The organism is Vibrio sp. YT-15 (assembly GCF_033337445.1).
Lineage (GTDB): Bacteria > Pseudomonadota > Gammaproteobacteria > Enterobacterales > Vibrionaceae > Vibrio > Vibrio alginolyticus.
The window spans coordinates 295,100-311,992 of the sequence record NZ_JAWOQR010000005.1 but is presented as its reverse complement, the minus strand read 5'-3'; the positions used below and the strand labels follow the sequence as shown (position 1 = coordinate 311,992).

Here is a 16,893-nt window from a genome sequence, read left to right as displayed (position 1 = left end):
GTCCTTAGCTCAGCTGGATAGAGTACCTGGCTACGAACCAGGCGGTCGGAGGTTCGAATCCTCCAGGACGCGCCACTCATTGAAAAAGCCTCGCAATTGCGAGGCTTTTTTGTATCTAGACATCTGAAATATGGCGTAGGATCACTAGAGCCTATGTTCCTCTTTTTTAAAAGCGAATATGTGCGTATCTAAGCAATTTGCTATCAAGTTTCTGTCGCATTGTGTGAAATCATCTTGATTATCCCTCCTATACACTGACTTCCATTTTTCATTTCAATTACTCTCATGTAGTCACTTTGTTTGTTATTTGTTTATTTATTGTTAATCTTGTTCATCTTTTTGTTTTTGTTGGTTTTTACTGCGTGAGTCCCGATTTGATTTTGAAATCTAAATCGCAGTTTTTATTTATGTCCTCCTTTACTCTGTTCGTAAGGTGATAGCGATTTGAAGTGATTATTTTGTCATGAACTGTGATCTGGGTAGTGAATAAATAATCATTTATCAGGATTACTACAAACCTTCCTTAAACAAAATTGACAAAATTTAACCAATCGAGATAATCCATGGGTCGGGATTTGACACTATTAAAGTCCTGCACGTTGTCAGGATGACAAAGAAAGGAAGCAACATGACTAATATAGGAAGCCTGCTAGTAGATGCGGCCACCCTGATGCTAACGGGGATGGCGGTCGTATTTATTTTCCTCACTATTCTTGTTTATCTCGTTCGGTTAATGTCGAAATTGGTACCAGAAGAAGTACCAGAGCCGATCGCAGCACCAAAAACAAACACTAATATTCAATCAACCTCTTCAGCTGTTAGTCCACAAGTAGTGGCGGCGATCTCGGCTGCGATTCATAAACATCGCGCCTCATTCGCGAAGTAGGATTAAAAAGGAGTTTAAGAGCATGTCTAAACCACTAGCTATTACTGATGTGGTCCTTCGTGATGCCCATCAATCACTATTTGCTACGCGTATGCGTATTGAGGATATGCTGCCTATCGCAGCTGAGTTGGATAAGGTTGGTTACTGGTCTCTAGAGACTTGGGGTGGTGCAACATTTGATTCTTGTATTCGATTCTTAGGAGAAGACCCTTGGGAGCGTCTACGTGAACTAAAAAAAGCGATGCCTAATACACCAATGCAAATGCTACTGCGTGGTCAAAACCTTTTAGGATACCGCCATTATGCCGACGATGTAGTAGAGAAGTTTGTTGAACGCGCGCATGCTAACGGCATGGATGTATTCCGTATTTTTGATGCAATGAATGACGTGCGAAACTTCCAGAAAGCCGTTAAAGCAACGGTTGATGTTGGTGCGCATGCTCAAGGTACGTTGTCTTACACAACGAGCCCAGTGCATAACGCAGACACTTGGGTTGACTTGGCAAAACGCCTAGAGGATTTAGGTTGTCATTCGCTGTGTATTAAAGATATGTCTGGCTTACTTAAGCCTTATGAAGCGGAAGAGCTTATCACGCGTATCAAAGCGTCTTGTGATGTGCCATTGGCACTTCATTGTCATGCAACAACGGGGCTGTCTACAGCAACAGCGGTAAAAGCAGTAGAAGCCGGTATTGATATTCTCGATACTGCGATTTCTTCAATGAGTTGTACTTACGGTCATACACCGACTGAAACGGTAGTCGCTATGCTAGAAGGCACCGAGCGAGATACCAATTTAAAACTCGAGCAACTGGAACCTATCGCCGCATATTTCCGTGAGGTACGTAAGAAGTATGCGAAGTGGGAAGGCCAGTTAAAAGGAGTCGATTCACGCATCCTGATTGCTCAAGTGCCTGGTGGTATGCTGACCAATATGGAAGGCCAGTTGAAAGAGCAGGGCGCTGCGGATCGCATTGATGAAGTATTAGAAGAGATCCCTCGTGTACGTGAAGATCTTGGTTTCATTCCATTGGTGACTCCAACTTCACAGATCGTCGGTACGCAAGCGGTGATTAACGTTCTTACTGGCGAGCGCTATAAGAGTATTACCAAGGAAACCGCAGGTCTATTGAAAGGTGAGTACGGTCAAGCACCAGCCGAGTTAAATGCAGAACTGCAAGCGAAAGTGCTTGATGGTAAAGAGCCAATTACCTGTCGTCCTGCCGATTTACTTGAGCCTGAAATGGAGACGCTTACGGTTGATCTGATGGAGAAAGCGAAATCAGAAGGCATTAAGCTAGCAAGTGAGCGTGTTGATGACGTACTCACTTATGCACTTTTCCCTCAAGTTGGGCTTAAGTTCCTTAAGAATCGTGAAAACCCAGAAGCATTTGAGCCTGCACCAACGCTAGAAGCTGCGAAGCCTGCTGTACCTGCAGCTCAACCAGCAACTGGTGGTGTAGAAACTTATAGTGTACGTGTTGACGGGCAGGTGTATGAGGTGGAAGTTGGCCCTCAAGGTGAACTGACATCTGTTGCTCCTTCTAATGCACCGGCAAAATCGGCTACACCTAGCACACTTTCTAATGCTTCAGCTGAAGCGGTGCCTGCTCCTCTTGCAGGTAACATCTTCAAAGTGAATGTTCAGCCTGGTGCTGAGGTAGCTGAAGGCGATGTATTGCTCATCCTTGAAGCGATGAAAATGGAAACTGAAGTACGAGCGGCGCGTGGTGGTGTGGTTCAAGAGCTGAACGTTAAAGAAGGCGATGCTGTCACAGTAGGTGCGCCTCTGTTGAGCCTGGCGTAAGGGAGTATCATGGACGGATTGTTAACCCTTTGGGCAGAAACAGGGATCGCTAACTTCGAGTTCGGCCAAATCTGTATGATGCTGGTTGGTTGTACCTTGCTGTTTTTGGCAATTAAAAAAGGATTTGAACCTTTACTGTTATTGCCGATTGGTTTCGGTGCTATTTTGGCGAATATTCCAAATGCTGGCTTTACTGAGCCTGGTGGCTTGCTCTACTACGTTTACTACATTGGGATTGAATCGGGTGTGTTCCCGCTATTGATCTTCATGGGTGTGGGCGCGATGACTGACTTTGGTGCTTTGATCGCAAACCCAAAAACGTTGTGGTTAGGTGCGGCTGCGCAGTTTGGTATTTTTGCAACACTGTTTGGCGCTATTTTGCTCAACTATGTACCTGGCATGGAGTTCTCCATGGCGGATGCATCGTCTATCGCGATCATCGGTGGTGCTGATGGGCCAACAGCGATTTTCTTGGCGAGTAAGCTCTCTCCAGATCTGTTAGGTGCGATTGCAGTCGCGGCATACAGCTATATGGCATTGGTGCCGATCATCCAGCCACCAATCATGAAAGCACTGACAACCAAGGAAGAGCGTCAAATCAAGATGGCTCAGCTTCGTCATGTTGGTAAATGGGAGAAAGTCATCTTCCCGCTTGCCGTATTACTGATGACGATTCTGTTCTTACCTTCAGCTACGCCATTGGTTGGTATGTTCTGTTTGGGTAACTTGATGCGTGAAGCTGGTGTGGTCGATCGTTTATCGAAAACTGCTCAAAATGAATTGATCAACATAGTGACTATCTTTTTAGGTCTTGGTGTTGGTTCTAAGCTGCAAGCTGAGCAGTTCTTGAACCTAGAAACGTTAGGTATCTTGGGGTTAGGCGCAGTTGCATTTAGTATCGGTACTGGTGCGGGCGTTCTGATGGCGAAACTGCTTAACAAGTTCTCGAAAGAAGACATCAACCCACTTATTGGTGCGGCTGGCGTTTCTGCGGTACCAATGGCCGCGCGAGTCGTAAACAAAGTTGGTTTACAAGCTAACCCGCAAAACTTTTTGTTAATGCATGCGATGGGACCAAACGTTGCTGGTGTGCTGGGTTCAGCCGTTGCGGCTGGTATATTGTTAGCACTTGTTGGTTAGACATTATTGAAAATGGAATGATCAACCAATTTACAAAATCACGATTAACTTAGGTTAACAAAATGGTTTATAGTCAAAGGGATGCTTTCGCATCCCTTTTTGTTTTCTTGCAGGGAGTGGTTTATGGAACACAAACAGATCGTTATCACTGAGTTTGGTGATGCCAACGTACTCGCGATTCAACATGCTTCTACACCATCACCACAGCCTGGTGAAGTCTTAGTAAAAGTCGCTTTTTCAGGCGTAAATCCTATTGATGTCAAAACTCGAGCTGGGCTCGGTTGGGCAGCAGCGCAGAATAAGGATAATTTACCTTGGGTGCCAGGTTACGACATCTCAGGAAAAGTGATGTCTTGTGGAGAGGGGGCATCACGTTTTAATGAAGGTGATGAGGTGGCTGGATTTATTGGTTTCCCAGTTCGAGGCGGTGGTTACAGTCAATACATATGTGTTCCAGAAACTGAGTTAAGTCATGTTCCTAGCTCTGTCACTTTAGAGGCAGCTGCTGCATTACCGTTGGCGGGACAAACTGCGGCACAAGCTCTCAGTAAGGCTAATGTGACGGAAAACGATCGCGTACTTATCCTCGCTGGTGCCGGTGGTGTTGGACACCTCGCGGTACAAATTGCGATCGCGACGAAAGCGGAAGTATTTACCACCTGCAGCGAACGAAATCTAGACTACCTTGCGACGCTCGGTGCTCATGCAGTGAACTATCAATTTGCACCAGTGTCAGAACGTGTTGAAGATGTTGATGTTTTGATTGATTTAGTAGGCGGAGATGCTGCGTTAGATGCGCTTAAATGCCTGAAAGACAATGCGAGAGTCATCACCGTTCCAACCATAACTGCTGAGCTGATTTGTGAAAAAGCCAAACTCCTAGGCTTTGAGGCTAGTGGCATGTTGGTTGAACCAGACCCTGCGCAGTTAGATACCTTGTTGTACATGGTCGGCGTTGGCTTACTGAAGACTGAAATTCAACAGGTTTATCCTATGAGTGATGTCATTGGTGCTCACCAGCAGGTCGAATCAGGAAGAACCAGAGGCAAGGTGTTGCTTGATATGACATGCTAGAAGCATTTAACACGAGTTTTGAAAGTTTAGCGCTTTGGTTTTCAGATTCAGCATTATGGGTGCTTTTCATGACCGGTTTTCTCAGTGCCACGTTGTTGCCTGGTGGTTCTGAGGCGGGCTTAGTTGCCACTCTCTCATTAAATCAATACTCCGTTTCTTCAATTGTTATGGTCGCTACTATCGGTAATACGCTTGGTGGCTTAACAAATTATTGGCTTGGCTTGTGGATTCCCAACAAAGCACAAGAGGAAAAGCACGGTCATACCGCATTAAAGTGGCTCTCTAAGTATGGCTATTGGGGATTATTTTTTAGCTGGTTACCTGTAATTGGAGACCCGCTGTGTTTAGCCGCAGGGTGGCTCAGAATGAAGTTTCTGCCTTGCGTGATTTTAATTTTTTTAGGAAAGGCTGCTAGGTATAGCTTACTTGCGGCCATCTATCTCGGATTATTTTAAGGAAAGTACATGAAGATGTTTTGGGTTGGCGCGTGTTCACTGTTGGTGATCACGGGCTGTGCATCAAATACGCCAGTTTCATCACTGCCGAAAGGGGTAACTTTCGTTGAGTCATCGAAAGCTGAAGAAGGCAAAGTTAAGATTCCATACCAAAAGTATAAACTCGATAATGGTTTAACGGTGATCTTAGCTCCTGAAGATTCTGACCCATTGGTTCATGTGGATGTGACTTACCATGTTGGTTCAGCTCGTGAAGAAGTGGGTAAGTCTGGTTTTGCGCATTTCTTTGAGCACATGATGTTCCAAGGCTCAGAGAACGTTGGTGACCAAGAGCACTTCAGAATCATCACAGAGGCTGGCGGCACGTTAAATGGTACAACAAACCGCGATCGTACTAACTACTTTGAAACTGTCCCTGCTAACCAGCTCGAGAAAATGCTGTGGTTAGAGTCTGACCGTATGGGCTTTTTGTTGGATGCGGTTTCTCAACGCAAATTTGAAATTCAGCGTTCTACTGTAAAAAATGAGCGAGCTCAGCGTTACGATAATCGTCCTTATGGCTTAATTTGGGAGCGCATGTCCGAAGCGCTATATCCTGAAGGTCATCCGTATTCGTGGCAAACCATTGGTTATGTTGAAGATCTTGATCGTGTTGATGTGAACGACCTCAAAGCGTTTTTCTTGCGTTGGTATGGCCCAAACAATGCGACTATCACGATCGGTGGTGACTTAGACGTTGAACAAACTCTAGAGTGGGTAAATAAGTACTTCGGTTCGATTCCTCGTGGCCCTGAGGTTGAAAATGCGCCGAAACAACCTGCAAAACTGCAAGAAGATAAATACATCACTCTAGAAGATCGTATTCAACAACCTATGGTGATGATCGCGTGGCCAACAACCTACAACGGCGAAGAAAGCCAAGCGTCTCTCGATACATTATCGGAAGTATTGGGTGGCGGTACCAACAGCGTGCTCTATCAAGACCTAGTGAAGACTCAAAAAGCGGTCGATGCTGGTTCATTCCATGACTGTGCTGAACTGGCGTGTAACTTTTACGTTTACGCAATGGGTGATTCTGGAGACAAAGGCGACCTATCAAAACTGTACGACGAGCTTTTACAATCACTAAATCAGTTTGCGGAAAAAGGCGTGACAGAGGATCGCCTTGAGCAGTTGAAGGGTAAAGCGGAAGCGGATGCTATTTTTGCGCTAGAAAGCGTTAAAGGTAAAGTGACTCAGTTGGCTTCCAACGAGACATTTTTCGGCGATCCTGATCGTCTTGAGCAACAGCTTGAACAAATCCGTGCAGTTACGCCGACTTCGGTAGAAAAAGCGTATACGGACTTTATCCAAGGTAAGAACAAAGTGACCCTAAGCGTGGTCCCAAAAGGAAAAACAGACCTTGTCGTAAAACCTGCGACCTTTGTGACACCAAAGCGTACGCTGCCAGAATATGAGAAGATTTCCGATGACCAATTGGCGTATCGTCGTGCGACCGATAACTTCGATCGCTCAGTGCAACCGCCAGTAGGAGAACCAGTGAAAGCGACGATGCCAGAGCTGTACGAGTTACATTTCAAGAATGGCTCAGAGCTGCTTGGTGCAGTTAGCGATGAAACGCCGACGGTGATGATGCAATTTAGTTTACCTGCAGGGACACGTTTTGTTGAAAAGGGTAAAGAAGGTCTTGCCCAATTGACCGCTGCGATGTTGCAAGAAGGTACAACGAAACGCAGTGTCGAAGAGATTCAAGCTGAGCTTGATAAACTAGGTAGTGTTATCTCTGTTAATGCCACAGGTTATACAACAAACATCAGTGTTTCTGCTCTAGAAAAGAACTTAGAGCCGACGTTAAAAATTGTCGAAGAGATGTTGCTGTCTCCTGCATTTAATCAAGATGATTTCGAGCGTGTAAAAATGCAAGCGCTAGAAGGCCTGGTATATGAGCACCAAAATCCAAGTTGGATGGCGTCACAAGCGAGTCGTCAGGTGCTCTATGGGGATTCGGTTTTTGCTCGACCAAAAGACGGCACGCAAGCAGGTGTCAGTGCATTAACGTTGGATGATGTCCGTGAATTCTACTCGAAGCATTACACGCCACAAAGTGCGCAAATCGTCGTTGTTGGTGACATCAATAAACAGGAAATTGAGCAGCAACTGACGTTCTGGAAAAACTGGCAAGATGAAGCTGCGCCATTGTATGCACCGCAAAGCATTGCTGCATTAGGTGAGCAAAAGATCCATCTTGTTGATAAACCAGGAGCGCCGCAAAGTGTGGTCATGATGGTTCGTCAAGGTATGCCTTACGACGCAACGGGCGATTTTTACCTAAGCCAACTGGCAAACTTCAACTTAGCTGGGAACTTCAATAGCCGCATTAACCAAAATCTACGTGAAGACAAGGGTTACACATACGGTGCTTACGGCTACTTCTCTGGTAATCCAGAAACAGGCTCGGTGGTTTTCACCGCGCAAGTACGAGCGGATGCAACGGTTGCTTCGATCATTGAGATGGAAAATGAGCTAAATGAATACTCGCAGTCAGGTATTACTGATGAAGAGATGAAATTTATGCGTCAAGCGGTCGGTCAAAAAGATGCACTGAAATATGAAACGCCAACACAAAAAGCGGAGCTCATCAGTGATATTCTTAAGTACAACCTCGATCATGATTACTTGCAGCAAAGAAACGCTATCGTAGAAAAAGTCGATAAGCAGACGTTGAATGCGCTGGCTCAGAAATGGTTTGATCCAAATGACTATCAAATTATCGTCGTTGGTGATGCTAAATCGTTGCGTCCTCAATTAGAAAAGTTGGGGAAAGACGTAGAAGAGCTTGAAATCATTCGATAGAGTACACATTTAATAGCGGAGAAACGTTTCTCCGCTATTCATCTAGATAAGCAACTTTTCGTGGGTTATTTATCTAGATGCATTAACTATCAATAACTTAGCTTACACTTGTGTTATGTAACAAGTGTCCTGCTCCCAATATAAGCGAACCTCATTTTGACTGATTTTGCTGCGCGACTAAAAAAAGTTGCATCAAACCCCGAAGTATTTAAGCAGTTTGGACGCGGTGTTGAGCGAGAAACTTTGCGCTATCGTCAGGATGGACATCTAGCTACAACTCCTCATCCTGAAGGGTTAGGCTCTGCGTTCACAAATCAATGGATCACAACGGATTTTTCGGAATCATTGTTAGAGTTCATTACGCCTGTGTCACATGCAATTCCAGAACTGATGGCACAGCTGAAAGATATCCATCATTTCACTCAAACCAAAATGGGTGAAGAGAAAATGTGGCCACTATCAATGCCTTGCTACGTAGGCTCAGAGGATGATATTCAGTTAGCCCAGTATGGCTCTTCGAATGCAGCGAAAATGAAAACGCTGTACCGAGAAGGCCTAAAGCGTCGCTATGGCAGCCTGATGCAAATTATTTCAGGTGTCCATTTTAACTTCTCGTTTCCTGAAACATTTTGGGATGCGCTCTATGGCGAGCAAGATGAACAAGCCCGCCAAGATGCTAAGTCTGATGCGTACTTTGCGTTGATCCGTAATTACTACCGCTTTGGCTGGATGATTCCCTACTTCTTTGGTGCATCACCAGCGTTATGTGGCTCTTTTATTCAAGGTCGTGAAACCGATCTGCCATTCGAGAAGATTGGCGGGACATTATATTTGCCGAAGTCGACGTCTTTGCGTTTGAGCGATCTTGGCTATACCAATAGTGCTCAAAGTGTGCTGAAAATTGGTTTTAACAGCATTGACCAATACCTCGATGGTTTGAGTGATGCGATTCGCCACCCATCAGAAGAGTTTGCGAAAATTGGGGTAAAAGTGGATGGTGAATACCGCCAGCTTAATTCCAATATCTTACAAATTGAGAATGAACTGTACGCTCCGATTCGTCCAAAACGTGTATCGAAAAGTGGTGAGAAGCCTTCAGATGCGTTACGACGCGGTGGTGTCGAATACATTGAAGTTCGTTCTCTAGATGTTAACCCATTCAGCGCAGTGGGCTTAAATGAAGAGCAAGTACGATTCTTGGATCTCTTCCTTACCTGGGCGGCCTTGTCAGACTCAGATCCTATGGATAACTGTGAATTAGAGTGTTGGCGCGATAACTGGAATAAAGTCATTGTTTCTGGCCGAGAAAAAGGTCTAATGCTGCAAATTGGTTGTCAAGGTGAACGTCTATCTCTACAAGATTGGGCACACCGAGTTTTCGTCGAGTTACGTCAAATAGCACAGCAAATGGATATGACCGCTGGTGGCAGTGCATACCAAGATGTGTGTAATCAACTCGAGACATGGATTGATAACCCAGAACTAACGATCTCTGGTCAACTATTAGAGCTAACGAAAGATCTAGGTGGGCTAGGTAAAGTCGGCTGCACTCTTGGTATGAAGTACCGTGATGAAAACCTAGCGCACGGTTATCAGTACTACTCACAAGATACGATGGAAACGGAAGTAGCGTCGTCCGTGGAAAAACAAAAGCAAGCAGAGCAGAGTGACACGCTTTCTTTTGATGATTTTTTGGAAGATTACTTTGCTTACCTGAAGCAGTAATGACTAACTAAGGATTGGTGGGGTTGAACATTAAGTCGTTAGTAGTAGCGGTACTTGGAAGCGTGTTACTTGCAGGTTGTGCTACGGCACCGCCAAAGCAGCAGAATAACTTATGCGAGATATTCCGAGAGAAATCCGGTTGGTACGATGATGCCAAAGATATGGAAGATGAATGGGGTACCCCTATTCATGTCGCTATGGCCATCATTAAACAAGAAAGCAGCTTTCGGCACGATGCAAAACCACCTAAAGATTATTTGCTAGGGTTTATTCCTTGGGGACGAGTCAGCAGTGCGTATGGTTATGCTCAAGCTCAAGACCCTGCTTGGGAAGACTTCCAAGATGCGACAGGTCAGGGGGGCTCTCGTACCAACTTCGATGATTCTATGATGTTTGTCGGTTGGTACACTCATGAAACACGGCGTCAGCTAGGGATTTCATTATGGGATCCCTATAACCAGTATCTGGCTTATCATGAAGGGCGAGGTGGATATAAGCGAGGCACTTATAATCGAAAACCTAGTTTAATCAAAGTCGCTCGACGTGTTGAACAAACAGCGAAAACTTATGGCTGGCAGCTGAAGCAATGTCGTCAGGAATTAGAAGACAACAGCAGCTGGTTCTTTTAGCCCACAGTCTGTTCATGTGCTGTAGGGATGAATGACATTTATCCATTACCGAAAGGTACTGGAGTTACAATCAGGAGAGATGTAATGCCTTTACTCGATAGTTTTACCGTGGACCACACTCGTATGAATGCACCGGCAGTGCGAGTGGCGAAAACCATGCAGACCCCAAAAGGGGATACGATTACTGTTTTCGACTTACGCTTTACTGCGCCAAACAAAGACATTCTTTCTGAAAAAGGTATTCACACCCTAGAGCACCTTTATGCAGGCTTTATGCGTAATCACCTAAACGGTGATTCTGTTGAGATCATCGATATTTCGCCTATGGGTTGCCGCACAGGTTTTTACATGAGTCTGATTGGCACACCATCAGAGCAGCAAGTCGCAGATGCTTGGATTGCAGCAATGGAAGACGTGCTGAAGGTAGAAAGTCAGAATAAGATCCCTGAACTTAACGAATACCAATGCGGCACGGCAGCAATGCACTCTTTAAAAGAAGCACAACAGATCGCAAAGAACATTTTGGATGCTGGTGTTTCGGTGAACAAAAATGATGAACTTGCTTTGCCTGAGTCGATGTTAAAAGAGTTGCGCATCGACTAGGTGCTCATTAAGAAGCATATTGCCCCAATAAGTAAAAAAGCCTGACATGAGTCAGGCTTTTCTTTTGGTTATTTGGATGTCGATTTTTTCTTCTTCGGATAAACACGAACGAGCTTGATTCGGTTCTCTTCAATCTCAACAAGTTCCATTGGGTGACCCGCTACTCTCACGCTTAAATGGCTCTCTGGAATATCTTCCAGGTGCTCCAAAATAAGACCGTTTAACGTTCTTGGGCCATCCGTTGGTAAATCCCATTTCAGGCCTTTGTTAATATCTCGAATATTGGTGCTGCCTTCAATAAGAAAGCTTCCGTCACCTTGAGGACTGATTTCATCAGAGAGGCTTGGAGAAATTGACGTCGTGAACTCACCAATGATCTCTTCCAGAATATCTTCAAGAGTGATTAGACCGATGATATCACCGTACTCATCCACGATCAGACCGATACGTTGCTTGTTGCGTTGGAATTTCAACATTTGCACGTTCAGTGGTGTGCCTTCTGGGATGTAATAGACCTCATCAGCAGCACGTAATAGCGTTTCTTTGTTGAATTCGTTCTTTTCCAACATCAGACGATAAGCTTCACGCAAGCGCAGCATGCCAACCACTTCATCAATTTGGTCACGATAGAAAACTATGCGTCCATGTGGTGAGTGGGTTAGCTGGCGAACAATGGATTTCCAGTCGTCGTTAATATCAATACCGGTAATTTCATTGCGTGGGACCATAATGTCGTTCACGGTGACGTGCTCAAGATCTAAAATAGACACTAGCATGTCTTGGTGTCGGCGAGGGATCAAACCGCCAGCTTCATTTACCACCGTACGCAGCTCATCGGAGCTAAGATGATCTTCTGCTGAGTGATCCGCTCTTACACCAAGTAAGCGGATAAAGCCATTCGTAATAAAGTTAACAAGCATCACTAAAGGCGACAGTAACTTCATCAGTATGGTCAATAATATACTGCTCGCGTAGGACACACGTTCAGGGTAAAGCGCTGCAATTGTTTTAGGGGTAACCTCGGCAAAAACCAATACAACCATAGTTAGTGCACCGGTTGCGATAGCGACACCTAAGTCACCATACAAACGCATACCAATAATGGTCGCGATCGCGGACGCGAGAATATTAACGAGGTTGTTGCCGATAAGAATAAGACCAATCAAACGATCTGGACGGTCTAATAGTCTTTCGACTCGCTTAGCACCCTTATGCCCGTTTTTGGCTAAGTGTTTTAAGCGATAACGATTCAGAGACATCATCCCTGTTTCTGAACCGGAAAAGTAACCTGATATGACGATAAGACACGCGAGTAGCGCAAACAAGATACCCGTAGAGATGTCGTCCAAAACGTTGCTGTTCCTTGTAAGTATTGGGTTATATAACGGTTGAGTAAGTCCGTTAAGTCAAAGAGTTAAGGCGTACTGTATTTTATCTAGCCTAAAATATAAAGGATAGGAGCCCTAGAGCTCCTTAATTCAAGATGATTTCTTTTACAAAGCGACTGCCAAAATATGCCAGAGTTAACAGTGTTGCTCCTGCAACAGCGAACCATGTGACTTTTCTACCACGCCAGCCTTTTTGATAGTGACCCCAAAGCAGTATTGAGTACACCACCCAAGCGATGAAAGAAAGAATGCCCTTATGTGCCTTACCTTGGGCAAACATATCCTGCACAAAGACAAAGCCAGTAATGAGCGTGGCAGTTAACAATAAGTTACCGATCAAAATAATTTTGAAGAGTTGACGCTCCACCATTAATAGAGGCGGCAGGTTTGGGTTAATCGCCAAAGATTTTTTTGCTTTCAGTTTGTGATCCAGCCAAGCCAACTGAAGCGCATAGAGTGCCCCGATAGTTAAAGTCGCGTATGAGAAGAGCGCAAATGAAATATGAATGAGTAGCTTAGGGTCATTCTCTAGGTGCTTTATAAACGTGCTTGGCAAAAATGTGGCAGCAGATAAATTGATGGCAGCAAAGCTATAAACGACAGGCAATAAAAACCACAGTCGGTTTTTCAACATAGCAAGGCTCATGACCAGAGAAATAATAAAACTGATCAAAGAAGCCACGTTGAGAATACTCAGGTTTTGACCTGAACCATCAAAAATCAGATCACTCAAAATCCACGCATGAAAAACAAGCGCACAGGCAGCACTAGCAAACACTGTTTTTGCTTTGATTCCTGACTGTTGTGAGAGTCCGGGTATGATGGTCGCAATCGCCAAGACATAAAGTATGGCGGCCGCGATGGCTATTAAGCTATCCATGAATCCTAAATATTATTGTGCACGATGGAGAAATTATACCTTGCATTACACTTTGGGGCTACGTTATATCCGACATCAATCGTGAGAGATGAGATATTGAAATTAATAAGTTATCGCACCATATATAAATAGAGACAAGAATAGGACAGCGGTACGGGTATGACTCAGACCTTGGCTAATGTATACTCACACTAATTAATCGCCATTTTAGCGAAGAGACAAAGATGTTTGAGAATTTAACGGATCGATTATCCAAAACGCTGAAAAATATCAGTGGCAAAGGTCGTCTGACCGAAGACAACATTAAAGAAACCCTACGTGAAGTCCGAATGGCTCTACTTGAAGCTGACGTTGCGCTTCCGGTCGTTCGTGAATTTGTGAACCGCGTTAAAGAAAAAGCGGTGGGCGTAGAAGTTTCTAAATCTCTGACTCCAGGTCAGGAATTTATCAAGATCGTTCAAACAGAACTTGAAGCCGTAATGGGTGAGTCGAATGAGGCGCTAAACCTTGCTGCTCAACCACCTGCTGTGCTTCTTATGGCTGGTCTACAAGGTGCGGGTAAAACCACATCGGTAGGTAAGTTATCTAAGCTTCTAAAAGAACGGGACAAGAAGAAAGTCTTGGTTGTGTCTGCCGACGTTTACCGTCCTGCGGCAATCAAGCAGCTTGAAACACTGGCATCAGACATCGGTGTTGACTTCTTCCCATCATCACCAGACCAAAAGCCTATTGATATCGCCAATGCAGCGATTGACCATGCGAAGAAAAAATTCTACGACGTACTTATTGTCGATACCGCAGGTCGTTTGGCAATTGATGAAGAGATGATGGGGGAGATCAAAGATCTTCACGCAGCTATCAACCCAGTAGAAACGCTATTTGTTGTTGACGCCATGACGGGTCAAGACGCAGCAAATACAGCAAAAGCCTTTGGCGATGCGCTACCTCTTACCGGTGTAGTTCTAACTAAGGTTGATGGTGATGCTCGTGGTGGTGCGGCACTTTCAGTACGCCATGTCACGGGCAAACCAATCAAATTCTTGGGTGTCGGTGAAAAAACTGACGCGCTAGAACCGTTCCACCCAGATCGTGTTGCTTCACGTATTCTTGGCATGGGTGACGTTCTGTCTTTGATTGAAGACCTTCAACGCAACGTTGACCAAGAAAAGGCAGAAAAGTTAGCGAAGAAGTTCAAAGAGAAGAAAGGTTTCGACCTTGAAGATTTCCGTGAACAGCTAGGCCAGATGCAAAACATGGGCGGCATGATGGGGATGATGGATAAGCTTCCAGGAATGTCCCAGCTACCAGACAATGTGAAAGACAAAGTCGATGACAAGATGTTCAAACAGATGGAAGCGATCATCAGCTCCATGACAATGAAAGAACGTCAACGCCCAGAAATTATCAAGGGCTCGCGCAAGAAGCGTATCGCGGCTGGTTCTGGTGTGCAGGTTCAAGATGTAAACCGCTTACTAAAACAGTTCACCCAAATGCAGAAAATGATGAAAAAGATGCAAAAAGGTGGCATGAAAGGCATGATGCGCAACATGCAAGGCATGATGGGCGGCATGGGTGGTGGCGGTGGCTTCAACCCATTTGGTCGTTAATTAATCGATCACGCATAGATTCAGGGTGTTAGGTACGTCACAAACTTTAAATTCAATTTATGTTGGTGAAAAAGTAACTAAACTCCTTGCATTGCTCCGGGAGAAGAGTAAAATTCCGGAGCTTTATTTTGGCACGAGACCCCAAACTGTTTAATTTCTTGAATGGTTTTTGGGGTTAATTTTATTTTTGAGAAAGCAAAGAGGACGACATGGTAACCATTCGTTTGGCACGTCACGGCGCTAAAAAGCGTCCATTTTATCAAATCGTAGTAGCGGACAGCCGCAACGCTGCAACTGGCCGTTTCATCGAGAAAGTTGGTTTCTTCAACCCAACTGCTAAAGGTCAAGAAGAAGGTCTACGTCTAGACCTAGACCGCGTTAACCACTGGGTTGGTCAAGGCGCGTCAGTATCTGACCGTGTTGCTAAGCTAGTTAAAGACGCTCAAAAAGCGGCTTAATTTTTTACTTGAAAAGTAGAAACTAGTTTATGTCGATGAAAGGTAAAGAAACAATGAGCAACGAAAAGATTGTTGTAGGCAAGTTTGGTGCTACTTACGGCATTCGTGGTTGGCTTAAGGTTTTTTCCTACACAGACAATGCTGAAAGCATTTTCGATTACAGCCCTTGGTACATTAACCAAAAGGGCAAGTGGGTTGAGTACAAAGTAGAAAGCTGGAAGCGCCATAACAAAGGTATGGTGGCTAAGTTGGAAGGCATGGATGTTCGTGAAGACGCACATCTAATGACGAACTTTGAAATTGCTATTGACCCTGCGGTACTTCCTGAATTGTCAGAAGATGAGTTCTACTGGCGCGAATTGTTTGGGATGCAAGTTGTAACTACTAAAGGTTACGATCTAGGTGTCGTTACTGACATGCTAGAAACTGGCTCAAACGATGTTCTGGTTGTTAAAGCAAATCTTAAAGATGCTTTCGGGCAGAAGGAACGATTAATCCCGTTCCTTGAAGAGCAAGTGATCATTAATGTTGATCGCGAAGCTCAACGGATCGAAGTTGACTGGGATCCTGGATTCTAATCTCCAAAATTACAGAGCGAGATAAACATGTGGGTTGGCGTTATTAGCCTTTTTCCAGAAATGTTCCGTTCTGTTACTGATTTTGGAGTAACAGGTCAAGCGGTTAAAAAAGGTCTTTTGTCGATTGAGACTTGGAATCCTAGAGATTTCACTCACGACAAACATCGCACAGTCGATGACCGACCTTACGGTGGTGGCCCTGGTATGTTAATGATGGTTCAGCCTTTGCGCGATGCCATTCATACCGCGAAAGCAGCCTCACCGGGCAAGACGAAAGTCATCTACCTTTCTCCTCAAGGTCGCAAGCTCGACCAGAAAGGAGTGGAAGAACTGGCAACGAATGAGAACTTGCTTCTGATTTGTGGTCGTTATGAAGGGGTAGATGAGCGCATCATTCAATCTGAAGTCGACGAAGAATGGTCGATTGGTGATTTTGTGATGACGGGTGGTGAGATACCAGCCATGACGTTAATCGACTCTGTCTCTCGGTTTGTTCCGGGTGTACTAGGGGATTTCGCGTCAGCAGAAGAAGACTCTTTTGCGAATGGCTTGTTAGATTGCCCTCACTATACGCGTCCAGAAGTATTGGATGACAAAGAGGTACCAGCGGTACTGATGTCAGGCAATCACAAGGACATTCGTCAATGGCGACTCAAGCAGTCGTTGGGCCGTACTTGGCTAAGAAGACCAGAGCTCCTGGAAAACCTAGCTCTGACTGACGAACAGGAACAATTACTTGCTGAGTTTGTTAATGAGCATAAAGCCATTAAAGAACATAACGCAAAGTAACCTAATTTATTTAGTATCAGT

The 16,893-nt window shown here is 44.8% G+C and carries 15 protein-coding genes; 13 read left to right on the top strand and 2 right to left on the bottom strand.

All coding sequences use genetic code 11. The features are described 5' to 3' along the window. The first annotated feature begins 628 nt into the window (after positions 1-628). The 9 genes from R7D93_RS12500 to luxS all read left to right on the top strand — a co-directional run bounded on the left by R7D93_RS12500 (position 629) and on the right by luxS (position 11,172). Positions 629-886 carry an oxaloacetate decarboxylase subunit gamma gene (locus R7D93_RS12500; protein ID WP_005379932.1) on the top strand — a complete coding sequence of 86 codons (258 nt, stop codon included), beginning with the start codon at positions 629-631 and terminating at the stop codon, positions 884-886. A gap of 22 nt (positions 887-908) precedes the next feature. Continuing rightward, positions 909-2,693 carry a sodium-extruding oxaloacetate decarboxylase subunit alpha gene (gene oadA, locus R7D93_RS12495; protein WP_213868690.1) on the top strand — a complete coding sequence of 595 codons (1,785 nt, stop codon included), beginning with the start codon at positions 909-911 and terminating at the stop codon, positions 2,691-2,693. A gap of 9 nt (positions 2,694-2,702) precedes the next feature. Continuing rightward, the gene (locus R7D93_RS12490; RefSeq protein ID WP_005379935.1) at positions 2,703-3,833 is read left to right on the top strand and encodes a sodium ion-translocating decarboxylase subunit beta; all 1,131 of its coding nucleotides are present in this window, start codon (positions 2,703-2,705) and stop codon (positions 3,831-3,833) included. Positions 3,834-3,956: 123 nt separating this feature from the next. Further along, positions 3,957-4,907, top strand: a complete 951-nt coding sequence (locus R7D93_RS12485) for an NADP-dependent oxidoreductase (protein WP_005385434.1) — start codon at positions 3,957-3,959, stop codon at positions 4,905-4,907. Beyond that, entirely contained in the window at positions 4,901-5,362 is a 462-nt protein-coding gene (locus R7D93_RS12480) for a YqaA family protein (RefSeq protein ID WP_005379938.1), read from the top strand. Before R7D93_RS12485 ends, R7D93_RS12480 begins: the two co-directional genes overlap by 7 nt. Before the next feature lie 9 nt (positions 5,363-5,371). Beyond that, complete coding sequence (locus tag R7D93_RS12475) at positions 5,372-8,215, top strand: M16 family metallopeptidase (RefSeq protein WP_017820389.1); 2,844 nt, start codon at positions 5,372-5,374, stop codon at positions 8,213-8,215. A 156-nt stretch (positions 8,216-8,371) separates the two neighbouring features. Next, positions 8,372-9,940: a glutamate--cysteine ligase gene (gene gshA / locus R7D93_RS12470; RefSeq protein WP_213868683.1), complete on the top strand. Its 1,569-nt coding sequence runs from the start codon at positions 8,372-8,374 to the stop codon at positions 9,938-9,940. Between the two features lie 23 nt (positions 9,941-9,963). Further along, positions 9,964-10,569, top strand: coding sequence for a hypothetical protein (locus R7D93_RS12465; protein ID WP_171343190.1), 606 nt, complete (start codon positions 9,964-9,966; stop codon positions 10,567-10,569). A gap of 84 nt (positions 10,570-10,653) precedes the next feature. Next, entirely contained in the window at positions 10,654-11,172 is a 519-nt protein-coding gene (gene luxS, locus R7D93_RS12460) for an S-ribosylhomocysteine lyase (RefSeq protein ID WP_017820391.1), read from the top strand. A gap of 68 nt (positions 11,173-11,240) precedes the next feature. Here luxS and R7D93_RS12455 read toward each other — a convergent pair whose 3' ends face one another. After that, a complete protein-coding gene (locus R7D93_RS12455) occupies positions 11,241-12,521 on the bottom strand; it encodes an HlyC/CorC family transporter (RefSeq protein ID WP_005379948.1) in 1,281 nt (426 codons plus the stop codon). Positions 12,522-12,645: 124 nt separating this feature from the next. Continuing rightward, a complete protein-coding gene (locus R7D93_RS12450) occupies positions 12,646-13,440 on the bottom strand; it encodes an inner membrane protein YpjD (protein WP_005379950.1) in 795 nt (264 codons plus the stop codon). 224 nt (positions 13,441-13,664) lie between these two features. Here R7D93_RS12450 and ffh point away from each other — a divergent pair, with 224 nt between their 5' ends. The 4 genes from ffh (at position 13,665) to trmD (ending at position 16,872) form a co-directional block, all read left to right on the top strand. Beyond that, positions 13,665-15,047 (top strand): signal recognition particle protein, encoded by a 1,383-nt coding sequence (ffh, locus tag R7D93_RS12445; RefSeq protein WP_005385423.1) that lies wholly within the window; start codon positions 13,665-13,667, stop codon positions 15,045-15,047. A 209-nt stretch (positions 15,048-15,256) separates the two neighbouring features. Continuing rightward, on the top strand, positions 15,257-15,505 hold the full coding sequence (gene rpsP / locus R7D93_RS12440; RefSeq protein ID WP_005379962.1) for a 30S ribosomal protein S16: 249 nt from the start codon (positions 15,257-15,259) through the stop codon (positions 15,503-15,505). A gap of 29 nt (positions 15,506-15,534) precedes the next feature. Further along, the gene (gene rimM / locus R7D93_RS12435) at positions 15,535-16,083 is read left to right on the top strand and encodes a ribosome maturation factor RimM (protein ID WP_005379964.1); all 549 of its coding nucleotides are present in this window, start codon (positions 15,535-15,537) and stop codon (positions 16,081-16,083) included. Positions 16,084-16,110: 27 nt separating this feature from the next. Then, a complete protein-coding gene (gene trmD / locus R7D93_RS12430) occupies positions 16,111-16,872 on the top strand; it encodes a tRNA (guanosine(37)-N1)-methyltransferase TrmD (protein WP_005385420.1) in 762 nt (253 codons plus the stop codon). The last annotated feature ends 21 nt before the right edge of the window (positions 16,873-16,893 follow it).

Coding starts and splice junctions, on each gene's coding strand:
- ffh (WP_005385423.1), top strand. CDS start 13,665: ATGTTTGAGAATTTAACGGATCGATTATCCAAAACGCTGAAAAATATC.
- R7D93_RS12450 (WP_005379950.1), bottom strand. CDS start 13,440: ATGGATAGCTTAATAGCCATCGCGGCCGCCATACTTTATGTCTTGGCG.
- trmD (WP_005385420.1), top strand. CDS start 16,111: ATGTGGGTTGGCGTTATTAGCCTTTTTCCAGAAATGTTCCGTTCTGTT.
- rpsP (WP_005379962.1), top strand. CDS start 15,257: ATGGTAACCATTCGTTTGGCACGTCACGGCGCTAAAAAGCGTCCATTT.
- R7D93_RS12490 (WP_005379935.1), top strand. CDS start 2,703: ATGGACGGATTGTTAACCCTTTGGGCAGAAACAGGGATCGCTAACTTC.
- R7D93_RS12500 (WP_005379932.1), top strand. CDS start 629: ATGACTAATATAGGAAGCCTGCTAGTAGATGCGGCCACCCTGATGCTA.
- luxS (WP_017820391.1), top strand. CDS start 10,654: ATGCCTTTACTCGATAGTTTTACCGTGGACCACACTCGTATGAATGCA.
- oadA (WP_213868690.1), top strand. CDS start 909: ATGTCTAAACCACTAGCTATTACTGATGTGGTCCTTCGTGATGCCCAT.
- R7D93_RS12480 (WP_005379938.1), top strand. CDS start 4,901: ATGCTAGAAGCATTTAACACGAGTTTTGAAAGTTTAGCGCTTTGGTTT.
- rimM (WP_005379964.1), top strand. CDS start 15,535: ATGTCGATGAAAGGTAAAGAAACAATGAGCAACGAAAAGATTGTTGTA.
- R7D93_RS12485 (WP_005385434.1), top strand. CDS start 3,957: ATGGAACACAAACAGATCGTTATCACTGAGTTTGGTGATGCCAACGTA.
- R7D93_RS12475 (WP_017820389.1), top strand. CDS start 5,372: ATGAAGATGTTTTGGGTTGGCGCGTGTTCACTGTTGGTGATCACGGGC.